The sequence below is a fragment of the Roseovarius albus genome, assembly GCF_900172335.1.
Taxonomy (GTDB): Bacteria; Pseudomonadota; Alphaproteobacteria; order Rhodobacterales; family Rhodobacteraceae; genus Roseovarius; species Roseovarius albus.
The window spans coordinates 81,835-102,773 of sequence record NZ_FWFX01000007.1; the positions used below are offsets into that span (position 1 = coordinate 81,835).

At 55.2% G+C, this 20,939-nt stretch carries 27 protein-coding genes; 12 read left to right on the plus strand and 15 right to left on the minus strand.

Annotated elements, in window-relative coordinates; genetic code table 11:
- Nucleotides 1-9: 9 nt before the first annotated feature.
- Nucleotides 10-684, minus strand: a complete 675-nt coding sequence (locus tag ROA7450_RS12180; RefSeq protein WP_085806121.1) for a cupin domain-containing protein — start codon at nt 682-684, stop codon at nt 10-12.
- Nucleotides 685-695: 11 nt separating this feature from the next.
- Complete coding sequence (locus ROA7450_RS12185) at nt 696-1,316, minus strand: glutathione S-transferase (RefSeq protein ID WP_085806122.1); 621 nt, start codon at nt 1,314-1,316, stop codon at nt 696-698.
- Between the two features lie 98 nt (nt 1,317-1,414).
- Between ROA7450_RS12185 and ROA7450_RS12190 the strand changes: the two genes are divergently transcribed.
- Both ROA7450_RS12190 and ROA7450_RS12195 read left to right on the plus strand, forming a co-directional pair.
- Nucleotides 1,415-1,945, plus strand: coding sequence for a TetR/AcrR family transcriptional regulator (locus ROA7450_RS12190; protein ID WP_085806123.1), 531 nt, complete (start codon nt 1,415-1,417; stop codon nt 1,943-1,945).
- Between the two features lie 182 nt (nt 1,946-2,127).
- On the plus strand, nt 2,128-2,805 hold the full coding sequence (locus ROA7450_RS12195) for an outer membrane protein (protein ID WP_085806124.1): 678 nt from the start codon (nt 2,128-2,130) through the stop codon (nt 2,803-2,805).
- Between the two features lie 72 nt (nt 2,806-2,877).
- Here ROA7450_RS12195 and ROA7450_RS12200 read toward each other — a convergent pair whose 3' ends face one another.
- Nucleotides 2,878-4,185 carry an HlyC/CorC family transporter gene (locus ROA7450_RS12200; RefSeq protein WP_085806125.1) on the minus strand — a complete coding sequence of 436 codons (1,308 nt, stop codon included), beginning with the start codon at nt 4,183-4,185 and terminating at the stop codon, nt 2,878-2,880.
- Between the two features lie 70 nt (nt 4,186-4,255).
- On the opposite strand from ROA7450_RS12200, the gene ROA7450_RS12205 reads away from it, so the two are divergent.
- Nucleotides 4,256-5,074, plus strand: coding sequence for a metallophosphoesterase family protein (locus ROA7450_RS12205; RefSeq protein ID WP_085806239.1), 819 nt, complete (start codon nt 4,256-4,258; stop codon nt 5,072-5,074).
- On the opposite strand, the gene ROA7450_RS12210 is transcribed toward ROA7450_RS12205, so the two are convergent.
- Genes ROA7450_RS12210 through ROA7450_RS21180 form a run of 3 tightly spaced genes read right to left on the minus strand, consistent with a single transcriptional unit; the run spans nt 5,011 to nt 7,650 of the window.
- Nucleotides 5,011-5,982 carry a site-specific tyrosine recombinase XerD gene (locus ROA7450_RS12210; RefSeq protein ID WP_143534440.1) on the minus strand — a complete coding sequence of 324 codons (972 nt, stop codon included), beginning with the start codon at nt 5,980-5,982 and terminating at the stop codon, nt 5,011-5,013. The two genes, ROA7450_RS12205 and ROA7450_RS12210, sit on opposite strands and share 64 nt — an antisense overlap.
- Nucleotides 5,979-7,514: a hypothetical protein gene (locus ROA7450_RS12215; protein WP_085806127.1), complete on the minus strand. Its 1,536-nt coding sequence runs from the start codon at nt 7,512-7,514 to the stop codon at nt 5,979-5,981. The genes ROA7450_RS12210 and ROA7450_RS12215 overlap by 4 nt, the downstream gene beginning before the upstream one ends.
- Nucleotides 7,501-7,650, minus strand: a complete 150-nt coding sequence (locus ROA7450_RS21180; protein WP_200812959.1) for a hypothetical protein — start codon at nt 7,648-7,650, stop codon at nt 7,501-7,503. The genes ROA7450_RS12215 and ROA7450_RS21180 overlap by 14 nt, the downstream gene beginning before the upstream one ends.
- 175 nt (nt 7,651-7,825) lie before the next feature.
- On the opposite strand from ROA7450_RS21180, the gene ROA7450_RS12220 reads away from it, so the two are divergent.
- The 3 genes from ROA7450_RS12220 (at nt 7,826) to ROA7450_RS12230 (ending at nt 9,866) form a co-directional block, all read left to right on the plus strand.
- Nucleotides 7,826-8,335: a shikimate kinase gene (locus ROA7450_RS12220; RefSeq protein WP_234999510.1), complete on the plus strand. Its 510-nt coding sequence runs from the start codon at nt 7,826-7,828 to the stop codon at nt 8,333-8,335.
- On the plus strand, nt 8,332-9,447 hold the full coding sequence (gene aroB / locus ROA7450_RS12225; protein WP_085806129.1) for a 3-dehydroquinate synthase: 1,116 nt from the start codon (nt 8,332-8,334) through the stop codon (nt 9,445-9,447). The genes ROA7450_RS12220 and aroB overlap by 4 nt, the downstream gene beginning before the upstream one ends.
- 212 nt (nt 9,448-9,659) lie before the next feature.
- On the plus strand, nt 9,660-9,866 hold the full coding sequence (locus ROA7450_RS12230; protein WP_085806130.1) for a cold-shock protein: 207 nt from the start codon (nt 9,660-9,662) through the stop codon (nt 9,864-9,866).
- Between the two features lie 56 nt (nt 9,867-9,922).
- Here the strand turns inward: ROA7450_RS12230 and arsH are convergent, their stop codons facing one another.
- The 6 genes from arsH to tyrS form a co-directional block, all read right to left on the minus strand.
- Nucleotides 9,923-10,639, minus strand: coding sequence for an arsenical resistance protein ArsH (gene arsH, locus ROA7450_RS12235; RefSeq protein WP_085806131.1), 717 nt, complete (start codon nt 10,637-10,639; stop codon nt 9,923-9,925).
- The gene (gene arsC, locus ROA7450_RS12240; protein ID WP_085806132.1) at nt 10,636-11,055 is read right to left on the minus strand and encodes an arsenate reductase (glutaredoxin); all 420 of its coding nucleotides are present in this window, start codon (nt 11,053-11,055) and stop codon (nt 10,636-10,638) included. Before arsC ends, arsH begins: the two co-directional genes overlap by 4 nt.
- A gap of 4 nt (nt 11,056-11,059) precedes the next feature.
- Nucleotides 11,060-11,728, minus strand: coding sequence for an MIP/aquaporin family protein (locus tag ROA7450_RS12245; protein WP_085806133.1), 669 nt, complete (start codon nt 11,726-11,728; stop codon nt 11,060-11,062).
- 5 nt (nt 11,729-11,733) lie between these two features.
- Nucleotides 11,734-12,231 (minus strand): arsenate reductase ArsC, encoded by a 498-nt coding sequence (locus ROA7450_RS21285; RefSeq protein ID WP_085806134.1) that lies wholly within the window; start codon nt 12,229-12,231, stop codon nt 11,734-11,736.
- A gap of 27 nt (nt 12,232-12,258) precedes the next feature.
- A complete protein-coding gene (locus ROA7450_RS21290; RefSeq protein ID WP_085806135.1) occupies nt 12,259-12,591 on the minus strand; it encodes an ArsR/SmtB family transcription factor in 333 nt (110 codons plus the stop codon).
- Between the two features lie 117 nt (nt 12,592-12,708).
- Nucleotides 12,709-13,959, minus strand: a complete 1,251-nt coding sequence (tyrS, locus tag ROA7450_RS12260; protein ID WP_085806136.1) for a tyrosine--tRNA ligase — start codon at nt 13,957-13,959, stop codon at nt 12,709-12,711.
- Nucleotides 13,960-14,022: 63 nt separating this feature from the next.
- Between tyrS and ROA7450_RS12265 the strand changes: the two genes are divergently transcribed.
- The 3 genes from ROA7450_RS12265 to ROA7450_RS12275 are packed head-to-tail and all read left to right on the plus strand — an operon-like array spanning nt 14,023 to nt 17,002.
- Nucleotides 14,023-15,132 carry an anhydro-N-acetylmuramic acid kinase gene (locus ROA7450_RS12265; RefSeq protein ID WP_085806137.1) on the plus strand — a complete coding sequence of 370 codons (1,110 nt, stop codon included), beginning with the start codon at nt 14,023-14,025 and terminating at the stop codon, nt 15,130-15,132.
- Nucleotides 15,132-15,863, plus strand: coding sequence for a maleate cis-trans isomerase family protein (locus ROA7450_RS12270; protein ID WP_085806138.1), 732 nt, complete (start codon nt 15,132-15,134; stop codon nt 15,861-15,863). Before ROA7450_RS12265 ends, ROA7450_RS12270 begins: the two co-directional genes overlap by 1 nt.
- Entirely contained in the window at nt 15,860-17,002 is a 1,143-nt protein-coding gene (locus tag ROA7450_RS12275) for a trans-sulfuration enzyme family protein (RefSeq protein WP_085806139.1), read from the plus strand. The genes ROA7450_RS12270 and ROA7450_RS12275 overlap by 4 nt, the downstream gene beginning before the upstream one ends.
- Before the next feature lie 5 nt (nt 17,003-17,007).
- On the opposite strand, the gene ROA7450_RS12280 is transcribed toward ROA7450_RS12275, so the two are convergent.
- The gene (locus ROA7450_RS12280) at nt 17,008-17,457 is read right to left on the minus strand and encodes a nucleoside deaminase (protein WP_085806240.1); all 450 of its coding nucleotides are present in this window, start codon (nt 17,455-17,457) and stop codon (nt 17,008-17,010) included.
- Between the two features lie 61 nt (nt 17,458-17,518).
- Here ROA7450_RS12280 and ROA7450_RS12285 point away from each other — a divergent pair, with 61 nt between their 5' ends.
- Complete coding sequence (locus tag ROA7450_RS12285) at nt 17,519-18,316, plus strand: pseudouridine synthase (protein WP_085806140.1); 798 nt, start codon at nt 17,519-17,521, stop codon at nt 18,314-18,316.
- Here ROA7450_RS12285 and ROA7450_RS12290 read toward each other — a convergent pair.
- Entirely contained in the window at nt 18,313-19,311 is a 999-nt protein-coding gene (locus ROA7450_RS12290) for a GlxA family transcriptional regulator (protein ID WP_085806141.1), read from the minus strand. The two genes, ROA7450_RS12285 and ROA7450_RS12290, sit on opposite strands and share 4 nt — an antisense overlap.
- 100 nt (nt 19,312-19,411) lie before the next feature.
- Here ROA7450_RS12290 and dtd point away from each other — a divergent pair, with 100 nt between their 5' ends.
- Together dtd and ROA7450_RS12300 are read left to right on the plus strand one after the other, a co-directional pair.
- Nucleotides 19,412-19,849 (plus strand): D-aminoacyl-tRNA deacylase, encoded by a 438-nt coding sequence (dtd, locus tag ROA7450_RS12295; protein WP_085806241.1) that lies wholly within the window; start codon nt 19,412-19,414, stop codon nt 19,847-19,849.
- An 18-nt stretch (nt 19,850-19,867) separates the two neighbouring features.
- Nucleotides 19,868-20,371: a DUF2244 domain-containing protein gene (locus ROA7450_RS12300; RefSeq protein WP_085806142.1), complete on the plus strand. Its 504-nt coding sequence runs from the start codon at nt 19,868-19,870 to the stop codon at nt 20,369-20,371.
- A 3-nt stretch (nt 20,372-20,374) separates the two neighbouring features.
- Here ROA7450_RS12300 and ROA7450_RS12305 read toward each other — a convergent pair whose 3' ends face one another.
- A complete protein-coding gene (locus ROA7450_RS12305; RefSeq protein ID WP_085806242.1) occupies nt 20,375-20,842 on the minus strand; it encodes a GatB/YqeY domain-containing protein in 468 nt (155 codons plus the stop codon).
- Nucleotides 20,843-20,939 lie beyond the last annotated feature (97 nt).

A 20,939-nucleotide genomic window follows, 5' to 3' on the forward strand; every position in this document is an offset into this window, starting at 1 on the left:
GGTGTTGGTTTATACGACCGGGGCTTGTGGCTCCTGCGCAAGGTGATTGCGTTTGATCCAGACCCGCGCGCCGTTTTCACCAGCTTTCAAAGAAGTGCTGCCACCTTTGGGCAGGCGCAGCCAGCTTTGCGGTCTGAAATTTTCCCCAGACTCGTCAAAGCCACCGTCCAACACCAGCAGTTCTGCACCATTTGGAGCCTCGAGGTGAACATCGGCATTTGGAGCCCATCGTTCGAGCGCAACATCCTCTTGCCCGTCTGAAAACAGGGGCATGACTTCGATCTCGTCAGTCAGCCGGACAAACCGCATCTTGTTTGTATCGACCCGCATATGCGTGCGATCCGCCATATCAAACTGCCAGAGTTTGACGAAAATCACACAGCCCGGGGCAGTGCTGGGGGTGTGAGATGACTCCGGCGGGTTACGAATATAGCTACCTGCCGGAAAGTCGCCGTGTTCGTCCTGAAAGACTCCTTCGAGCACAAAGAATTCCTCACCGCCAGTGTGGACATGCGGGGAAAAGGCACTGTCTGGCGCAAAGCGAACGATCGTGGTGGCGCGCGCCACTTCGCCACCAATTCGGTCCAGCATGCGCCGATCCACGCCGGCGATTGGGGAGGCCGCCCATGGTTCATCTGCGCTGTGAACGGCAACGCGCTTTGAAAAGTCGGTATTGAGTTCCATCAGTGTTCTCCTCAGGCGGCTAAAGATGGGCGCGATGCTACACGGGCACGCCAGTTTTTGAGGTTAGCACAATCTTCAGGAATGGCGATCTGCGCAAAATCCGCGAATCCCAGCCCTGCAAACGCGGTGATATCGGCCATGCTGAATTTATCCCCAGCTATGTAATCCTGATCCGCCAGAACGGTGTCAAAATAGCGCATTCCCTTGATGGCAACGTCCTTTTGGTATTGTCCCCACTCAGAGCATTGGTAGACCTCAATCTCTTTGCCCAATCCGGGGGTGGCGTGATGGAAGTAGGTTCCGACAGCATCAAGCAATCCAGCCTCGGCACGGCGTTGCATCATATGGATTTTCGCCCGCTCCTTTGGTGTTTTGCCAGTAAGGGTTGGGTCCCCGTTCATGTGATCCAGGTACTCAGTGATGGCCGTGCATTCTGAAATGCAGGTTCCGTCTTCCAGCTCCAGCAGCGGGACGGCAGCAGAGGGGTTTTTGGCACGGAATTCTGGTGTTTGATGCTCGCCTTTTGGCACGTTGATCGAAACAAATTCCACCTGATCAGTCAGATTCTTTTCTGCTAGGGCAATGCGGATGCGTGCGGGGTTCGGGAAGCCTTCGAATTCATAGATTTTCATTTTTCGATTCCAGTCTATCTAGTGATAGGTAGATTGATGGCATTGCGCTTTGCTACTGTCAAGCCTATCTAGTGGTAGGTAACAAATCGGTGAGAGCGATGACTGACACCCGAATGCAAATCCTTAATCTTGCAGAGCGCGCAATTCGGCTGCGCGGCTATCACGCGGTGAGCTTTCGCGACATCGCGGATGAAATGGGGATCAAGTCAGCCAGCATTCACTATCATTTTCGACAAAAGCAGGATATGGGGCTGGCCGTGGTTGACCGCTATGCCACGCGTATCGCCGAATGTCTGGGGCCAGCGGGAGAGCTTGGATGGCCAGATGCCCTGAGCGCGTTTTGCGATGTGTACAAAGACGCATTGCATCAAAGCGATCTGCAGTGTCTTTGTGGGATGCTGGCGGCTGAAAGCCTAGGCTTGCCGGATATCGTTTCAGACCGGGTGGCGATGTTTTTCCGTGATAACGTCGCGTGGCTCATGGCCTCCATGTCTGACCAGATCTCGGACAAACGAGCGCAAGCATTAGCCGTGCAAACGGCGGTGCAGGGGGCGATGACGATTGCTGTCAGTCTGAAGGACCACTCAATCATGGATTCGACAATTCAAGATCTTCAAGAGCGCTTTTAACCGTAAGATCAGGAAACAAAAATTCAGAAACGCCTCTACCTATCCGTAGTGCTCGCGTCCCGGTTCTCGGGTCATTACGTGTTCGTGAAGCTCCGTGTGCAAATTTTCCTGCCTTTCATCTGTTTAGCCTCATGACCTGTCGCGTGACGGGCAGACCATGAAAGCATCACAGGAGTGAGGACATGAACAAATTGAAGGCATTTGCCGTTGCGGTTTCTGCGGCTGTTGTATCATCATCAGCCACCGCACAGGAGCAGTTTTACCTGCATGGAACGCTGGGTTTTAATCAGCTTTTGGACACGGATCAGACCGGAGCATCTGGACCCGGCGGTACGCAAGCCAATGTCGATTCGGACTATGACGGTGGGTATAATCTAGGGATTGCGGTTGGCACCAAGATCCCGGCGTGGTCGGGCATTCGGGCAGAGTTGGCGCTGTCCTATGCGCAAAACGATGCGGATTCGATCGATTTTTCTGGAAATGGCGCGGGAGAAGAGGGGAATGTCGATGGGGATATCAGTTCAACCTCGATCTTTGCCAATGTTCTCTATGACATCGAAACATCTCATGAACGCTTCACACCTTATATTGGCGCTGGTATTGGGGCATCGTTCATCGATTCCAGCATTTCCTATGGCGGCTTGCCCGTGCGCATCGATGATGATGACGAGGTTTTTGCTGCACAGTTGATTGCAGGTGCGGCGTATAAGCTGAATGACCGGTTGGATCTTACGGTTGACGCCCGTTACAGCCGTGCCTTTGATGTCGAATTAACGCGAGTTGGACCGGCAGGGCCAGCGACCGTTTCGGACGACTTTGACAATCTAAGCCTCAATGTCGGATTGCGCTTTGGGTTCTAAAGCGCAACTAGCTTCCTCCGGCTAGCCGATATTGATGTCCGCTGCCAGGTTATGTCTTTGGCGGCGGACACATCAGAGTTTGCGGATTTTCAACCGGGTGATACGGTTGTCCTTGCGGGCGACGATCTGAAAGCGGAAGCCGTGGAAATTGAACACCTGATCGACCGAGGGGATCATCTGCGCCTCGTGGATCACCAGACCGGCCACGGTGTTGGCGGCATCATCGGGCAGGTTCCAATCTGTCGCGCGATTAAGATCGCGAATGGTCATGGCTCCGTCAATCAGGAACTGATTGTCTTCGCTTTTGCTAATGGGGTGCTCTAATGCCGGGTCGAATTCATCGGTTATTTCGCCAACAATTTCTTCCAAAATATCTTCAAGCGTGATCAGACCTTCGAGCGTGCCATATTCGTCAACGACCAAGGCAAAGTGGCTGCGTCGGCGCAGGAACTGGCGCATCTGGTCATCCAGCGTCGTGGTTTCAGGAACGAAGTAAGGCGCGCGGGCAACCTTTGCGATGTCAAAGTCTTTAGCAAGCTTTGGTGTGGCTTTCTTCCCCTCGGATGATCCCAGCATATAGCGCAGTAGGTCTTTGGCGTGGATCACGCCGATGATGTTGTCGGGGTCATCCTGAAACACGGGCAGGCGGGTGTGGTTGCTGCGCAAACATTGATCCAAGATATCCTGAGGATCCGCGCTGGCATCGATCATTTCAATGTGCGACCGATGAAGCATGATTTCCTCGACCGCGCGATCAACCAGATCCAACGCGCCCAGGATGCGGTCCCTGTCTTCCTTTTCGACGATACCTTCTGAATGGCCAAGGTGAAGTGCGCCTGCAATTTCTTCGCGGACGGCTAGGATGTGACTATCTGGGTCGATCTTTACTCCAAAAAGCCCCAGTACGCCGCGAACTAACCAGCGAACGGCTGACACGATGGGAGAAAACACCAAGATCACAACACTGATGATAGGTGCCGTACGCTCCGCTGCAGCCTCTGCATTGGTGATGGCATAGGTCTTGGGCAGAACCTCGGCAAAGATCAAAACCAGCATTGTCATGACCAACGTGGCCATCGCCACGCCGCTTTCGCCAAGCGCACGGGTAAACAGTGCGGTCGCCAGCGACGTCGCCAGAATGTTCACAAGGTTGTTGCCCAGCAAAACTGAGCCGATCAGGCGTTCGCTGTCTTCGGTGATCTTCAACGCGCGGTTGGCGCGCCGCTCGCCCTTGTCGGCACGGGCGCGCAGCTTTCCACGTGACGCAGCCGTCAGCGCGGTTTCACTGCCCGAAAAGAATGCGGAAAGGACCAGCAGGCCCATTATTGCCCCGGCGGTGAGCCAGAATGCACTATCAAGTATCGGTGATGACGGTTCCATTGACCTTAATGCCTTTGTATTCCCTTGGGTTATGGGCATTGCGGGCCCGGCAATCAAGGGAACAATCATTATGATCGTACAAGATCTGGGGCAATTGCGGGGTCCAATCTTGCTGTTTGGTGGGCCTTATTCCAACCTGCAAGCCCTGACCGCATTACGAGCCGGCGCCCAAGAACTGGGAATCCCTAACAGCAACATGATCTGTACCGGCGATGTTGTTGCCTATTGCGCATCCCCGATCGAAACCATCGCCATGATCCGCGATTTGGGGTGCACGGTGGTGGCGGGTAATTGTGAAAAACAACTGGGCGAAGGACGTGACAATTGTGGGTGCGGTTTCGAAGAGGGCAGCAGCTGCGATGTTCTCTCTGTCGGATGGTTTGCACATGCGAGTAAGCAGGTTGGCAAAGATGATCGCGCATGGATGCGCAGTTTACCGGATGTTGTGACATTTACCCTCGAAGGTCTTCGCTATGCGGTCATACATGGTGGCTTAACCGATATTAGCCGGTTCGTTTGGGCGACATCAGCAGAAAAGACGTTTGAAGAGGAAATTGTTGAAATCATCCGGGCCGTTGGTGACGTCGATGCCGTGATCGCAGGCCACAGTGGCATCGCGTTTCAGCGGCAGATTTTAGGTGTGACATGGATTAACGCCGGGGTAATCGGCATGCCACACCACGCTGGAACGCCTGAAACACAATTCGTCGTATTGGATGGTGGTCAGGCACATGTTCGTGGTTTGAGATATGATAGTGGCGCAGCGCATGACGCGATGCTGGCTGCCGGGCTTACTCAGGGCTATCACACAGCGCTATTGTCAGGTTACTGGCCGTCCGAGGATGTGCTGCCCCCGGAATTGCGCCGCGCTGCGATGGCTAAGGGGTGATTGTCCTCGACCAGTTCACGCAAGCGTTCCTCTAGCACATGCGTGTAGATCTCGGTTGTCGCAATATCTGCATGGCCCAAAAAGGTCTGGATCACCCGTAGGTCCGCACCATTGGCCAAGAGATGGGTGGCAAAAGCATGGCGCAGGGTATGCGGGGTGACAAGTGAAGGTGTGACACCAGCTGCCACTGCCAACTCCTTGATCAGCAAGTAAAACCGGTGCCGAGTTAGGTGGCCTAATTTACCCGAAGAAGGGAACAAGAAAGCAGAGGCAGGTTTGCTTTCCAAACTCGTGGCCTCTTCCTTTTTGTCCCGCACCACAATCCAAGCAGCCAAGGCTTCGCGAGCTGGCGGAGAGAGGGGGACCATGCGCTCCTTGTCACCTTTGCCACGGATCAACAGCATATTGGGATCGCCGCGTGTAGCGGCGACGGGCAGTGAAACCAGCTCCGTGACCCGCATGCCAGTGGCGTAGAGCAATTCCATCAGACAGGTATTGCGCAACTTGTCCGTATCTGTGCGGCCTGTCGTTCGCGCAGCGACAAGTAGATCGTCAACTTGTTCCTGGCTGAGTGTTTTGGGAAGGTGTTTAGCCTTGCGCGGGCCACGGATGCGGATGGCGGGATTGTCTGTTCTGAGACCTTCATCGAAAGCGAAGCGATAAAGTTGTTTGACCGCCGAAAGGCGGCGGGCGCGCGTCGAGATCGCCAATCCCTGCACCTCGCAATCAATCAGGTAAGATTCGATGTCGCTTTGTTCGGCTTTCGCCATGGTCACCTTGTTTTTGCGAAGCCAGTCGCAAAAGCCCCCAAGATCGCGGGCATAGGCGGCTAGTGTGTTTTGCGCGGCCCCAACTTCAGCGGCTTGCGCTTCCAGGAATGTGGTGATCCAGGTGTGATCTTGGCTCATGATCGCTCGGGCAGCAAAATGAGCTGAAGCGCGGCGCGCCGGGCGGTGTCCTCCAGCCCTAGTGCGCGCAAAGTCGACAGGGCGCTAGTGATATCACCCAGCTGATTGCGCCCGGCCTCGTCCAGTTCTTGCGCCACGGCCAGAATTGCTTGCCCCAGTTTGCCCGAGTCCAACAATTCCTGATGCTCCGGTGACGTTGATGTCGCTGTAAACGCACTGGCAATGGCTTGCTCTAGCGGCGAGCGAGCGGCACTGCGCGGTGGATCACCCTTGGCCAGCCCTGTAACAAAGGCCACATCAAGATCGTCCTTGCTCATGGATTGTGCTGCGGTTTCATAGGCGGGTGATAACAAGGCAATTGTGTAGGCCAGTTCTTGTGCCTGACCCGTCAGATTTGCGCTGTTCAACGCCGAGGCAAATTGCTCTGCAAATGGAATGGCGAGCCCGGCATTGCGCATGGCAGCCCACGCGGGGTCCAATGCCGCAGCGACATTAGCGGATTTTCCTGACTTTAGCGCATTGTCAAGCTTTTGTACTGCAGCGATGCGATCCCAAACACTGCCAGACGCCGCGGGTTTACGCGCCGTGTAGAGCCCCAATAACCGATTGGCAGGAAGCGCGCTGGTGCGGGCTAACCGCTCTGCGGCTTCCACTTCTGCTCTCCAGCCAGAATTCCCGCGTAAATCGGCCATGGCATAGGCGCGGGGCAGGTTGCCCGTTGGCAGCGGGCTTCCCACCGATTCGTATAGGCGAAACAAAAGGGGTGTCATCTTTCCTGGCGGGACCTGTGGCGGGGTCCCATCTATGAATTCTGGGTCAAGAAACTGCGCCAGCAATGTTTCCTCAATAGAGGAGAGGACGTTGAGCGTAACAGCTGTGTCATAGATCAGTGCTGCGGTCGCCCAGTCACCTGCACGCGCAGTACAGAAAATGCGATTGGCATAGCTTTGACTCAATGACGGAGTTTGGCTCAACGCTTTGCATGGGGCATCTTCAGCACCGTCTAGAAGCGCAAGATCAAACCAATCATCAAACAACGCAGGCGTACTTGAACCAGCCCGCTCCAATAAAGCCAGTGCGGCATCCACAGCCCCAAATTCGGTCAGGGCATGTGTCCGCGCTTTGAGAAAAAGCGCATCCGATGAGGTATCACGTGGGGCGTCTGCTTCGGCTAACAGCAAGGTGTAATAGAGCGCCTGAACTGCGGGTAATGGTTCGGACGAAAGCTGGGAAAGGCTGTAGACCAAATCCTTGGTCTGACTGTTACGCCAGAGCGTTGCGGGCAGTCCGGTTGTTGCAGGAGGCAACAGGCCGACGGCATCGCTACGTTGATTGTCAAGCGGCATCACCACCACATTTGGTGTGATCACACCCGTCGAAGTGTCGCCAGACGGTTCTTGGAACGTGTTCGGTGCGATGGAGGTCACAGGTAACGGCTGCTCCAGCCAGTCAATGGCCGACAGTGGCTGTTGCGCCGTCAAAGGGGGGGCGCTCAGACAAAAGAGGAAGCAAATCGCTTTATTGAGTTTCAAGCAGGATTTCCTGTCGGATCTCTTGTTGCGGTGCAGAAAAATCTGCTCCGAAAAACGGGCCAATGTAAGCGTAGCCTGTCAATGCCACAAATGCCAATAAGCCCATGTAAACCAGAAGTTTCAGAAGTCGATACATTTATGTCCTGCCCAATTTAATGCCCGATTTTGCATTGGTTTTGTTTAACTTATAACTGGCCTTTTACATAAGATCACGTCATTCAGGCGCAATAGGGTGAATTTTGGCAGGGGAGCGCCGAAAAGTGGCAGCTGCAACAAGTTGGAAGCTGAAAAAGACCGTTGTTTTGGTCGGAATGATGGGCGCGGGTAAGACTGCGGTTGGAAAAGCGCTCGCCGCCATGCTCGATGCGCCATTTCTTGATTCGGATGCCGAGATAATAAAAGCAGCCAATATGACCATTGCCGAAATCTTTGAACGTGATGGGGAGCCGTTCTTCCGGGATCGGGAAACCGAGGTTATCGACCGGCTGCTGGAAGAGGAATGTGGTGTTCTGTCGACAGGTGGTGGCGCCTTCCTCGCCGAGCGGAATCGTGATCTCATTTCGAACAAGGGTGTCTCGGTTTGGCTAAATGCCGATCTTGAGTTGCTCTGGTCGCGGGTACGCCACAAAAACACCAGACCGCTTCTGCGTGTTCCGGATCCTTATGCCAAGCTGAAAGAACTATATGATCAGCGCGTTCCCTTATATGCGCAAGCAGATCTGAGTGTGTCGGCGCATCCGGATTATTCAATTGAGACGATGGCAGATCAGGTCTTGCATGCGCTAAGTGCGCGGGCCGATGTGATGGAGAAAAAAACATGACCCAAGTCGTACATGTTGGTTTAGGTGATCGTGCCTATGATATCCATGTTGGTCCGGGCCTTTTGGCCCGATCCGGTGCATTGATTGCACCACTTCTGCCGCGCTCACGTGTTGCGATCATCACGGATGAAAATGTGGCGGCGCTCCACCTGGCAACTTTGCAAAAAGGTCTGTTGGCTGCGGGCATCGAATCGTCGGCTTTGACCTTGCCTGCCGGTGAAGCCACCAAATCCTGGCCGCATTTTGAACGCGCAGTCGAGTGGCTGCTGGAACAGAAGGTTGAGCGCCGCGATGTGGTCGTTGCATTTGGCGGCGGGGTGATTGGTGATCTGGTCGGTTTTTCAGCCTCTGTATTGCGTCGAGGCGTGCGGTTCGTACAAATCCCGACCAGCTTGCTGGCACAGGTCGATAGCTCGGTCGGGGGGAAAACCGGCATCAACGCACCTCAAGGTAAAAACCTGATCGGTGCATTTCACCAACCCTCTTTGGTCTTGGCCGATACCGAAGTTCTGGGCACTTTGACACCGCGTGATTATCTGGCGGGTTACGGCGAAGTCGTGAAATACGGCCTGTTGGGCGATTCGACTTTCTTTGAATGGCTGGAGAAAAATGGCCCGTCAGCGGCCGGGGGAGACATGACCGCTCGAATTGCGGCAGTCAAACGTTCGGTCGAGATGAAGGCCGAGATTGTGGTGCGAGACGAGACCGAGCAGGGTGACCGGGCTTTGCTCAATCTGGGGCACACATTCTGTCATGCGCTTGAGGCGGCAACGGGTTATTCTGATCGTCTTTTGCATGGCGAAGGTGTGGCTATTGGCTGCGCTTTGGCGTTTGAGTTGTCGTCACGGATGGCGCTGTGTTCACAAGAAGATCCAAGCCGTGTGCGCGCGCACCTTCGCGATATGGGCATGAAAGTGGACCTCAAGGACATCAAGGGCGATTTGCCAGATGCCGAAGGTCTTTTGGCCCTGATGGCGCAGGATAAAAAGGTGGTGGATGGTCAGCTACGCTTTGTTCTGGCGCGCGGCATTGGTGATGCCTTTGTCAGCGCGGATGTTGATCCGACACTGGTGAAAACGATTTTGGCGGAGGCTCTTCAAGAGCGGCAATAACCTAGAATATGTTAAACTCAACCGGTGGTTAATTGCCGATTTTCCATGCAAAGCCTTGCAAATTCGAGAGCTTCCCTCCATATGGAAACTGCTAACGTTATTCTATTTCGACCCACTGTCTCCCGATCTTCGGCCTTCAGTCTATCGATCCAGACCAAACGCGCCGAGTTGCCGCACTAACGCGGGCAGCACTAAACTAGGAGACTACGGATATGGCCACTGGCACCGTAAAATGGTTCAACACAACTAAAGGCTACGGCTTCATCGCACCTGAAGGTGGCAGCAAAGATGTATTTGTACACATCTCAGCTGTTGAGCGTTCAGGCCTGACAGGTCTGGCTGACAACCAAAAAGTAACCTTCGACATCGAAGCAGGCCGTGACGGCCGCGAGTCGGCTGTTAACATCTCGGTTGACTAAGCTTTTAAAGCTCTAAGTTAGTGAAACGCGGTCCAACTGGGGCCGCGTTTTTCGTTTCAGGTCGCGGCTTTCATGTTGACGCGTTTTGAAAGCTCTTCGCGGCTCTCCACCCGCTCAGAGTAGCGATCTACCAGATAATCCTTCTGCCCACGTGTAAGCAGGGTGAACTTGACCAGTTCTTCCATTACATCAACGATCCGGTTGTAAAAGGGCGATGGTTTCATGCGGCCATCGTCCTCGAATTCCAGAAAGGCCTTGGGCACAGAGGACTGATTGGGAATGGTCAGCATCCGCATCCAGCGCCCCAAAATACGCATCTGGTTCACGGCATTGAAGCTCTGCGATCCTCCGCACACCTGTGCAATGGCGAGCGTCTTGCCCTGTGTCGGGCGGATGCCACCAATCGGGGCCAAGGGGATCCAGTCGATCTGTGACTTCATCACGCCGGTCATGGTGCCGTGCCGTTCGGGTGAGACCCAGACCATGCCTTCGGACCACATAACCAAGTCACGCAGCTCTGCGACCTTGGGGTGATCGGCGTCCTCATCATCCGGCAGGGGCAGGCCCGAAGGGTTGAACATGCGGGTTTCAGCACCAAAACGTTCGAGAATGCGCGCGGCTTCTTCGGCCATCAGGCGCGAATAGGACCTGTCTCGCAGGCTGCCATAGAGCAGAAGAATGCGCGGGCCGTGCAGTGAGCGCTCCTGTAGGAACAGCTTTGCGTCGTCAATGGGATGAAGGGCCTCATCATTGATGTTTGGTGTATCACTCATACGCGGTTGCCATCCTCGTCCAGGATCATCTCACCGTCTTTCTTGTAAACCGGGCCCGCAGGCCAGTTTTGCAGCAGGTCGAGGATCTTCTCGCTCGGGCGGCACAGGGCCACGCCCTTGTTACTGCAGACAATCGGGCGATTGACCAGCACCGGATTTTCAACCATCGCATCAAGCAAGGCCTCATCTGACACTGACGGATCGGTCAGGCCCAGTTCTTCGGCATTGGTTTTATAGGTGCGCAAGGCACCACGCGGCGTCAGGTCAGCGGCGGCAAAAAGCCCCTGAAGCTGCTCTTTGGTCCAACCCGTGTTTAGGTATTCAACCACGACCGGATCGTACCCTGCCTGACGGATGATATCGAGCACATTGGTTGATGTCCCGCAACCGGGATTGTGATGGATGACAATGCTCATGTGATTAGTCCTTTTGGGTGTCTTGCAAGAGCCAGCCAAAAAACAGCGTGGCGATAACGGCGCCGATCAGTTCGGCTGTGACGAAGCCCGGCAGATCGACGGGGCGAATTCCGGCGAATGTGTCGGTGAACGAACGGGCAATAGCGACGGCGGGATTAGCAAATGACGTTGACGCCGTGAACCAATAGGCGGCTGTGATATAAAGCCCGACCAGCATGGGAACCGCCTCGACCCGGAATTTGATCCCGGCCAAGATCGTTCCAACCAGACCGAAAGTGGCCACAACCTCTGCGAACCATTGCGGTGGCCCGGTGCGGATGGTTTGTGAGGTCTGGATCAGATCAAGGCCGAACATGCCATGCGCGACAATGCTGCCCAAAATACCGCCGATGATCTGCGCCGCGATATAAGGAACCGCCTCAGCAACGGAAATTTCGCGGCGCAGGGTAAAGGCGACGGTCACAGCAGGGTTGAAGTGTGCGCCCGAAATGGGCCCCAGCATGGTGATCAGCACCACAAGAATGGCACCTGTCGGAATGGTGTTGCCCATTAGTGATACGGCAACATCGTCACTTAGCATATCCGCCATAATACCCGAGCCGACGACAGTGCCGACAAGCATTGCAGTGCCGAGCGTCTCGGCTGCGAGGCGGCGGGGAAGGTCAAACGTCATAGATTTCAGTCCTTTGTCTGGCCAATTTCGTTTAGTTTTTCTTGCAAAGAGAGCTTGCTCAGTTCTGCCAATGGCAGATTCACAAACACAGAAATACGGTTGCGCAGCATGCGATAGGTGTCGGCAAAGGCGAGTGCGATTTCGGCGTCACTTCCCTCGACTGCCGCTGGATCAGGTAATCCCCAGTGGGCCGATGCAGGGTGGCCGGGCCAAATCGGACAGGTTTCATTCGCGGCATTGTCACAGACGGTGAAGATGAAATCCATCTGTGGTGCATCAGGGCCAGAAAACTCATCCCAGTTTTTAGAACGCAATCCCGAAGTGTCGTGGTTCAGGTTTTCAAGCAATTGGATTGCGTAAGGATTTGGCTCCCCGGCTGGGTTGGATCCTGCGGAATAGCCTTTGAACCGGCCCATGCTTTCGCGGTCGATGATGGCCTCGGCGAGAATGGACCGAGCGGAATTGCCCGTGCATAGAAAGAGCACATTGAGAGGATCAGACATCTGAGGTTCCTTGTCAGAATTAAAGTGTCAGCAGTTGCAGGCGATCTCATCGATCAAGGGTTTGCATTGTTCCGGCCGTCCGCCGCAGCAATCCTCCATCAGGAAAGCGAGCAGACCGCGCATGCCGTCCATATTGGCGAAGTAGCGAACCATTCTGCCTTCGCGAGTGTTGCGCAAAAGGCCGGCCTGCGTCAGCACGGCCAGATTGGCGGACATGGTGTTTTGTTTGACGGTGAGCGCTTCACCTATTTCTCCAGCCAGCATGCCATCTGCGCCTGCTTTGACCAGAAGTCGAAACACGTCCAGCCGAGTTGATTGTGAGAGGGCCGCAAGGGCGAGGAGGGCGTTTGACTTATCCATATATCATGAATTATTGATATATCAGCATGCGTCAATCCGAAAAACGCTGTGTCATATAAAATTCACGAAGCTGAATCGAACTGCGGGATGGATTTTCATCCCGCAGTTTCAAAAATGTTAGCCGAGTTTAACGAGTGCATGGCGTTTTTTGCCTGCGCTGAGCTTGATCGGGGAAGCCAGCGCCGATGCATCCAGCATTAGCCCGGCGTCGGTCAATGGTTCGTCATCTAGCTTGGCGCCATTTTCGTTGATCAGGCGTTTGGCCTCTTTGCCGGACTTCACCAGACCGGATTTGACGATCAACTGAACGATGGAAATGCCGTCGCCAAGTTCATCAGCGCTCAACTCGTACGTTGGAAGGTCGTCGCCGACGCCACCTTTTTCGAACACTTCGTGTGCTGTCGCTTCAGCCGCCTTCGCCGCATCAGCACCGTGCAACAGTGCCGTAACCTCGTTGGCCAGAATGATTTTGGCAGCGTTAATTTCCGATCCTGCGAGTGCCGCTAAACGATCACATTCATCCACGGGCAGTTCGGTGAAAATCTTCAGGAATCGACCGACGTCTGCATCGGTTGTGTTCCTCCAAAACTGCCAAAATTCGTAGGGCGAGAGCATGTCTCCGTTCAACCAGATTGCACCACCCTGAGATTTACCCATTTTGCGCCCGTCGCTGGTCGTGAGTAGAGGGGTCGTGAGGCCATAAATCTCGTGGTCCAGAACACGACGCGTTAGATCGATTCCGTTGACAATATTGCCCCATTGATCGCTGCCGCCCATTTGGAGCACACAGCCGTAGCGGCGGTTTAGTTCCAAAAAGTCATAGGCCTGCAGAATCATATAGTTGAACTCGAGGAAGGACAGGGATTGCTCCCGGTCCAGTCGTGATTTGACCGATTCAAAGGACAGCATCCGGTTGACCGAAAAGTGCCGCCCGATGTCGCGCAGAAATTCGAGATAGTTCAGCCCATCCAGCCATTCAGCATTGTTGAGCATCAAGGCGCCGTTTTCGGCATCGTCATACGACAAGTACTTTGCAAAGACCTGCTTCATTCCGTCGATATTGGCGTCGATTTGTTCAGGCCCTAGCAACGGGCGTTCGTCTGATCTGAAGGAGGGGTCCCCTACCTTCGTTGTTCCGCCGCCCATCAACGTAATCGGCTTGTGACCTGTCTTTTGCAACCAACGCAGCACCATGATGTTCATCAAATGGCCAACGTGCAAAGACTGGGCCGTCGCATCGTACCCGATATAAGCTGTTTGCACCCCACTGGTCAGCGCCTCATCAAGGCCCTGATAATCGGTGCAGTCGGCCAGAAAGCCGCGTTCAATCATGACGGTCATGAAATCCGATTTGGGGTGGTAGGTCATTATGCTTGTCCCAGTGTTGATTGCGGGGCATGTATAGGCAGGGTTTTGGCAAAGGAAAAGACCATGATGAAGGCTGGACCGATTTGGGCGCTGGGCGCGATGTCGGGGACATCATTGGATGGTGTCGATGCGGCGATGGTTCAGACCGACGGCGAAAAAATCTATGCCTTTGGCGATAGCGGCTATCGCGCCTATTCCGAGGCCGAACAATTGGTCCTGCGATCAGCCCTGGGAAAGTGGCACGATGATGATTGTTCCGAAGCTTTGCAGGTGATCCAACAGGCGCACGCCGGTCATCTGAGCTCCTTTGGGGATGCAGATCTGGTGGGTTTTCATGGCCAGACCCTGGCGCATGATCCGCATGGCCGGGGGACACATCAGATTGGCGATGGAGCGGCTTTGGCCAATGACCTGGCCTGTCCCGTGGTTTGGGATTTCCGGACTGCAGATGTACAGCTTGGCGGGGAAGGCGCACCATTGGCACCGTTCTATCACTTTGCCTGCGCCAAATGGATCGGGGCGGAGAGGCCTATTGCGTTTTTGAACCTTGGCGGTGTTGGCAACCTGACGTGGATTGATCCGCAACAGGGCAAACCCGACGATCCGGGGGCGCTGTTGGCCTTTGATACTGGCCCGGCGAATGCGCCGATCAACGACATGATGATGCAACGACTGGGTCGCGCTTACGATCAGGATGGCGCTTTGGCAACGCAGGGCGGTGTGGCGGTAGACGCGGTTGAGCAATTCCTGATGCACCCGTATTTCGACCGTCCGGCCCCGAAATCATTGGACCGGGATGAATTCGTTGACGTTTTGGAACTGGTGGCCGGGTTGTCCGACGCAGATGCTGCGGCAACCTTGACCATGATGAGCGCAGCTGCGGTGGCGCGGGGTTTAAAACGCTGCCCCTCTACGCCCGGGCGTGTGCTGGTAACGGGCGGCGGCCGCAAAAACCCTGTCATGATGCACATGTTGAATGGTGTGTTGGACACGCAAGTCGACCCGGTCGAGGCCGTTGGTCTTGATGGCGACATGTTGGAAGCACAGGCCTTTGCTCATCTGGCCGTCCGGGTGCAACGGGGCCTGCCCACTTCGGGGCCGGGCACAACAGGCGTGCGCGCGGCCGTGTCTGGCGGTACGATCAGCAAGCCAGCGGGGAAGGGAGCAAACTGATGGACTATCAACTGGATGACGGGGCCGCAGGGGGACAAAAGCTGGGGGCCATCGTACTCAGCACGGATGAGACGCTTGAATTTGAAGCGCGTCAGGTGTTGGAAGGGCAGGGTATCAACCTGCTGCATGCACGTATTCCTGCCATGGCAGATGTGACACCTGAGAAGTTGACAACCATGGCGGAGGGGATGACCGGCACGGCGTCGCTGTTGCCTGACGGTATGAAGGCGATTGCCTATGCTTGCACGTCGGGTGCCACAGTGATTGGCCCAAAGGAAGTTGAACGTCTGGTCCAGCAGGCGCATCCTGATGTGCCTGTGACCAATCCGATGACGGCAGTGATCGAAGCACTTCGGGCTGTTGGAGCCACACGCATCGCCTTGGTGACCCCTTATGTGCCCAGCGTCACCGCCCCGATGCGTGCCTATTTGGCCGAGCATGGGATCGAGACGGTGAGCGAAGAAAGCTTTGGCGAAAGCGAAGATTCCACAGTTGCGCGGATTGCCGAGTGCAGCACTCAAACGGCAATGCTGAAAGCCGCGCAAACTGAGGGTGTGCAAGCAGTCTTTGCCAGTTGTACCAACTTACGTTCCTTTGGAGTGATCGAAGAGGTCGAAGCAGAGTTGAACCTCCCCGTGATCAGCTCAAACTCCGCTTTGGTCTGGCATTTGCTGAAGCTTGCTGGAATTGATGCCAAAGACTGGGGGCCCGGGCGGCTGTATGCGCTGTGAGTAAACCGCCTTTGAAACCAGAAACCATCGCGGCACAGGCGGCAGGGGCAGTCGACCCTGCCGGGGCTGGCGTAGTACCGGGCATCCAACCCGCGACCACGTTTTTGCGAGGTGCGGATAATGCTCTGCTGAAAGCTGACAAGATATATGGCCGGGATGACAATGATACCGTGCGTCACGCTGAAGAGGTGCTGCGACAGTTGGAAGGTGCGGCAGGCACATTGCTTTTCCCGTCGGGCATGGCGGCGGTGGTCGCTTTGTTTCGTACCGTTCCCAATGGCGGGCGTATTGTCATGCAAACCGGGATCTACTGGGGCGTGACAAAATGGGCGCAGGATTTTTGTGCGCGCCGGGAGATCACTTTGGATCAGGTCGATTGTTCTGATCTTGCGGCTTTGCAGACAGCTTGTGAAGGCCCAGCCAATTTGGTTTGGATCGAAGTACCATCAAACCCATGGCTGAAGATCACGGATATCTCTGCTGCTGCAAATCTGGCGCATCGCACAGGTGCGATTTTGGCCGTGGATGGCACAGCAGCCCCGCCGGGCATGACCAATGCGCTGGAACTGGGCGCAGACATCGTAATGCACTCCGCAACCAAGGCCATCAACGGCCATACAGATGTGTTGGCCGGGGTGCTTTCGTGCGCTGACGTGGAAAGCGCAACATGGCAGGCCATCGCCTTGGACCGTCATGACGCCGGGGCCATTATCGGGCCGTTTGAGGCGTGGCTGTTGATGCGCGGCATGCGGACCTTGCCATTGCGACTGGAGCGCATGAGCCAGAATGCGCAGGCCATTGCGGAATTTCTGACGACACATGAAAACGTAGAGGCGGTATGGTATCCGGGTCTGCCTGACCATCCGGGTCACGACATCGCCAGACGCCAGATGCTGGGTGGATTTGGCTATCTGCTGTCAGCCATTGTCAAAGGCGGCGAACCTGCCGCACTGGCCGCCATTGGACGATTGAACCTGTTTCATCGTGCCACGTCATTGGGTGGGGTCGAAAGCCTTGTAGAACATCGCCACTCGATCGAGCCGCATTCTGGTATTCCACCGGGCCTACTGCGCCTGTCGATTGGGATCGAGCATGTGGATGATCTGATCGCGGACCTGCAGCAAGCCTTGGAAGGTTAAATCGTTCATCGCTTTGCAGCAAAGAATTCCTTGAGCAGGGCCTCGCATTCGGCTGCGGACAATCCGTCATATATTTCTGGTGCATGATGACATTGCGGATGGCTGAATACCCGCGCGCCATGGGTGACGCCGCCCGACTTTGGATCAGAAGCGCCAAAATACAACCGATTGATCCGCGCGTTCGAGATGGCCGCCGCACACATCGGGCAAGGCTCCAACGTGACATAGAGGTCGTAGCCGGTCAGCCGCTCTTGCCCTAACGTGTGGCAGGCCTCACGGATCGCCAATATTTCGGCGTGTGCTGTCGGATCGTTCAACTCGCGGGTGCGATTGCCCGCCTGGGCGATAATCCGCCCCTCTGCACTGGTAATCACAGCCCCCACAGGCACTTCACCTCGCTTTGCGGCGGCACGGGCCTCACTCAAGGCCGTCTGCATATGGCTGTTAAAACGCATGGGACGTGATTGCCCTGTCATCAGGTCTTTCGCAAGAGAAGATGATAGGGTAAGCGGGGCCATGACACAAAAAACTCCCGAAGGTGAACGTATCGCAAAGGTGATCGCCCGCGCTGGATTGGCCAGCCGCCGCGAAGCTGAGCGTTTGATCGAAGCCGGCCTTGTTAAGGTTAACGGCAAGGTGATTGAACGCGCTGCGCTCAACGTGACGGCCAAAGATCAAATCACTGTTGATGGAAAGCCACTAGCCGCAGCAGAGCCTGCCCGGATGTGGTTGTACAACAAACCAACAGGTTTGGTGACTAGCACTAGTGATGAGAAAGGGCGTGCAACCATCTATGATGAGCTGCCGCCGGAATTGCCGCGTGTAATGAGTGTGGGGCGCCTGGATCTCAACTCTGAAGGCCTGTTGCTTTTGACCAATGACGGTGAGCTGAAGCGTAAGCTTGAACTGCCCTCAACCGGTTGGCTGCGCAAGTACCGCGTGCGGGTGAACGGACGACCCACGGACGAGACGTTTGCCCCTTTGCGCAAAGGCTTGGCGATCGGTAGTGAGATGTTTCAGCCTATGAACGTGTCGTTGGATCGCCAACAAGGTGCCAATGCATGGGTCACTGTTGGCTTGCGCGAAGGTAAAAACCGCGAGATTCGTCGCGCCATGGAGGCGGTTGGATTGGCGGTGAACCGGTTGATCCGAGTGTCTTATGGGCCGTTTCAGTTGGGGCAGTTGAAATCCGGCGAGGTCGAAGAAATTCGCTCGCGGGTGCTGCGCGATCAGCTAGGAATGAAGCCCGAGCCGGAAGAGGACAAGAAACCCGGCCCCAAACGCACGCGTCGCCGCCCAAATCGCAAACCCTAACCCTTGCGATAGGCGTTGGGTGGCTTACCATAGCGTTTCCGAAACCGTGTTGAAAACTGCGATGAACTGCCAAAGCCAGTGGCCGCGGCAATCTCGGCAATGCTGAGGCTGGTTTCATTCAACAGGGCGTGTGCACGGTTGATCCTCATCTCCAGATAAAACTGCGCCGGGGTGGCCGAGACATAGCGCTTGAAGTGGCGCTCAAGCTGGCGGCGCGAAATGCCGATTTCATCTGCAATATCAGTGATCTCCACGGGGTATTCAATGTTCTGCGCCATGAAGTCCATGGCAGCAATCAGATGCGGGTTTCGGCTGCTAAGCGCATGAGCATAGGCGGATTGCTGTGGCACGCTACCGGTTGTGTTGCGGGTGTGTAATCCCATGTCCGCGACCAACGCCGCCAGATTGGCACCATGGTCGTTTTCGATAATATCCAACATCATATCTGTCGCAGCACTGCCACCGCCGCAGGTCAGCAAGCCATTATCGTTTTCGTAAATCGTGCCGGTGGGCGTGAGATCCAGAAACATTTCCTCAAACCCCGGCTGGTTTTCCCAATGCAGGGTAAAGCGCCGGCGCTTGAGCAGCCCTGCCTTGGCCAGCGCAAACGCCCCGGTGCAGATGCCGCCGACCTTGGCCCCATTGGTGATTTGCCGACTGATCCAGGTGGTCAGTTGCGGCACCAGCGTTTCAGCCGGTTCAATGCCGGAGCAAATGAACGCACTGGCGTGGCGTGAGATATCGATCAGCTCGGAATCTGGGGTGATCGTCACCCCACAAGAACAGCTGACAGGCTGTCCATCCCGGGTCATCAGATGCCACCGATAGAGCGTGCGATTAGTGATCTGATTGGCAATCCGCAACGGCTCAATCGCTGAGGTAAACGCCAGCAGCGTCAGCTTGGGCAGCAGGACAAAATAGTAGTCCTTGGGTGGACCATCATAGTCTACCTGATAGCTTGCTGCACCGCGTGGAATGAAAGACCGGTTTTCCATTCGCGTGACTTACCATCTGTTTGGGACAATTACCAAATGCTTCTGTTCTGGTCATTGTCATGGGCGGCAGGTATCGATGTTAGCAGTGGAGGGCCAAGAAATGCGAGCATTGATACAGCGCGTGAGCCATGCGGCTGTGCAAGTTGAAGGCGAAATGGTGGGGCAATGCGGACGGGGACTGTTGGTCTTGATTTGCGCCATGCGAGGTGATGCAGAGGCACAAGCGGAGCAACTGGCCGCTAAAATCTCAAAACTGCGCATCTTTCAGGATGACGCGGGCAAGATGAACCTATCGCTACGCGAAATAGAAGGTAGTGCATTGGTGGTGAGCCAGTTTACATTAGCCGCTGACACCTCGCGCGGTAACCGGCCTGGATTTTCTGAGGCCGCACCACCAGACGAGGCGAAGCGCCTTTATGAGTATTTTGCCGACCAACTCGCCGCGCAGGAGATCGCGGTCGAGCGAGGGCAGTTCGGAGCCGACATGAAAGTTGAATTGCTCAATGATGGGCCCGTGACCATCTGGATGGATACCTAAAGGGTTGGATCATCAGGCATGTCTTATGAATGGAGCGATACAGGTAATCCTTCAGAGCGCAGGTTAGTAGCACAACCGTATCGCTCATTGTCCCGGCGCGGCTTTGCCGGGTTCATTCTGATCACCTTTGGTGTCATCACCATACCGCTTTATCCATTGCTGGGAACTTTCGTTCTTTGGGGGCTTTTGCCCTTTCTTCTGCTTGCGGTGGCTGGGTTGTGGTGGGCGCTGGAATACAGTTATTTCACCGGTCGTCTGGTGGAAGAACTGACCATCACGCCGAAAATCACCCACCTGCGCCGGATGGAACCGAATGGAACAACGCGAGAATGGAAGAGCCAGAGCTATTGGGTGAAAGTCACCCTGCACCAAAGCGGCGGGCCGGTGGAAAATTATCTGACCCTCAAGGGAAACGGACGTGAAGTCGAGCTTGGCGCTTTCCTATCAGAGGATGAGCGCAAAGCCCTATACGTTGAGCTTTTGGATGTTTTAAACAAGGCTAAGGCCGCAAACCGACCGTGATACTTATCCTACGTTGCACAGGCGGTTTTTGACAATCGGTCCAACCGCGCCAAAATCCATCTGGCCAGTGTATTTTTCTTTCAACTGGCCGATGACCTTGCCCATGTCACGAATCGAGCTCGCACCGATATCGCTGATCGCTTTCTCAATCGCTGCCTCGACCTCGGCCTCATCAAGCTGGCGTGGCAGAAACTCTTCGATGATCTTGATCTCCGAGCGCTCGCCTTCGGCCAGATCAATCCGACCACCTTCTTCGTAGGCGCGTACGCTTTCGTTGCGTTGCTTGGTCATTTTTCCAAGGATTGCAAGAATTTCGTCGTCATTCACACAGGCGTCATCATCGCCACCACGTTTGGCGATGTCCTGATCTTTGATGGCAGCATTGATCAGTCTGAGGGTTGTCAGACGTGCACTGTCTTTGTCTTTCATGGCCTGTTTCAGGGCCGTATTTACCTGCTCGCGTAATCCCATGATTTCCATCCCCATGGTCAGTCACAAGTTACGTCGTATACCGAAGTGTTCAACCAGAGGCAACCGTCCGAAAGGTGAGGCTGAAAAGGCGCGAAAT

Bases quoted from the DNA above. Each gene is read 5' to 3' on its own strand.
- ROA7450_RS12180 (WP_085806121.1), bottom strand. From the start codon at position 684: ATGGAACTCAATACCGACTTTTCAAAGCGCGTTGCCGTTCACAGCGCA.
- ROA7450_RS12185 (WP_085806122.1), bottom strand. From the start codon at position 1,316: ATGAAAATCTATGAATTCGAAGGCTTCCCGAACCCCGCACGCATCCGC.
- ROA7450_RS12190 (WP_085806123.1), top strand. From the start codon at position 1,415: ATGACTGACACCCGAATGCAAATCCTTAATCTTGCAGAGCGCGCAATT.
- ROA7450_RS12195 (WP_085806124.1), top strand. From the start codon at position 2,128: ATGAACAAATTGAAGGCATTTGCCGTTGCGGTTTCTGCGGCTGTTGTA.
- ROA7450_RS12200 (WP_085806125.1), bottom strand. From the start codon at position 4,185: ATGGAACCGTCATCACCGATACTTGATAGTGCATTCTGGCTCACCGCC.
- ROA7450_RS12205 (WP_085806239.1), top strand. From the start codon at position 4,256: ATGATCGTACAAGATCTGGGGCAATTGCGGGGTCCAATCTTGCTGTTT.
- ROA7450_RS12210 (WP_143534440.1), bottom strand. From the start codon at position 5,982: ATGAGCCAAGATCACACCTGGATCACCACATTCCTGGAAGCGCAAGCC.
- ROA7450_RS21180 (WP_200812959.1), bottom strand. From the start codon at position 7,650: ATGTATCGACTTCTGAAACTTCTGGTTTACATGGGCTTATTGGCATTT.
- ROA7450_RS12220 (WP_234999510.1), top strand. From the start codon at position 7,826: ATGATGGGCGCGGGTAAGACTGCGGTTGGAAAAGCGCTCGCCGCCATG.
- aroB (WP_085806129.1), top strand. From the start codon at position 8,332: ATGACCCAAGTCGTACATGTTGGTTTAGGTGATCGTGCCTATGATATC.
- ROA7450_RS12230 (WP_085806130.1), top strand. From the start codon at position 9,660: ATGGCCACTGGCACCGTAAAATGGTTCAACACAACTAAAGGCTACGGC.
- arsH (WP_085806131.1), bottom strand. From the start codon at position 10,639: ATGAGTGATACACCAAACATCAATGATGAGGCCCTTCATCCCATTGAC.
- arsC (WP_085806132.1), bottom strand. From the start codon at position 11,055: ATGAGCATTGTCATCCATCACAATCCCGGTTGCGGGACATCAACCAAT.
- ROA7450_RS12245 (WP_085806133.1), bottom strand. From the start codon at position 11,728: ATGACGTTTGACCTTCCCCGCCGCCTCGCAGCCGAGACGCTCGGCACT.
- ROA7450_RS21285 (WP_085806134.1), bottom strand. From the start codon at position 12,231: ATGTCTGATCCTCTCAATGTGCTCTTTCTATGCACGGGCAATTCCGCT.
- ROA7450_RS21290 (WP_085806135.1), bottom strand. From the start codon at position 12,591: ATGGATAAGTCAAACGCCCTCCTCGCCCTTGCGGCCCTCTCACAATCA.
- tyrS (WP_085806136.1), bottom strand. From the start codon at position 13,959: ATGACCTACCACCCCAAATCGGATTTCATGACCGTCATGATTGAACGC.
- ROA7450_RS12265 (WP_085806137.1), top strand. From the start codon at position 14,023: ATGATGAAGGCTGGACCGATTTGGGCGCTGGGCGCGATGTCGGGGACA.
- ROA7450_RS12270 (WP_085806138.1), top strand. From the start codon at position 15,132: ATGGACTATCAACTGGATGACGGGGCCGCAGGGGGACAAAAGCTGGGG.
- ROA7450_RS12280 (WP_085806240.1), bottom strand. From the start codon at position 17,457: ATGCGTTTTAACAGCCATATGCAGACGGCCTTGAGTGAGGCCCGTGCC.
- ROA7450_RS12285 (WP_085806140.1), top strand. From the start codon at position 17,519: ATGACACAAAAAACTCCCGAAGGTGAACGTATCGCAAAGGTGATCGCC.
- ROA7450_RS12290 (WP_085806141.1), bottom strand. From the start codon at position 19,311: ATGGAAAACCGGTCTTTCATTCCACGCGGTGCAGCAAGCTATCAGGTA.
- dtd (WP_085806241.1), top strand. From the start codon at position 19,412: ATGCGAGCATTGATACAGCGCGTGAGCCATGCGGCTGTGCAAGTTGAA.
- ROA7450_RS12300 (WP_085806142.1), top strand. From the start codon at position 19,868: ATGTCTTATGAATGGAGCGATACAGGTAATCCTTCAGAGCGCAGGTTA.
- ROA7450_RS12305 (WP_085806242.1), bottom strand. From the start codon at position 20,842: ATGGGATTACGCGAGCAGGTAAATACGGCCCTGAAACAGGCCATGAAA.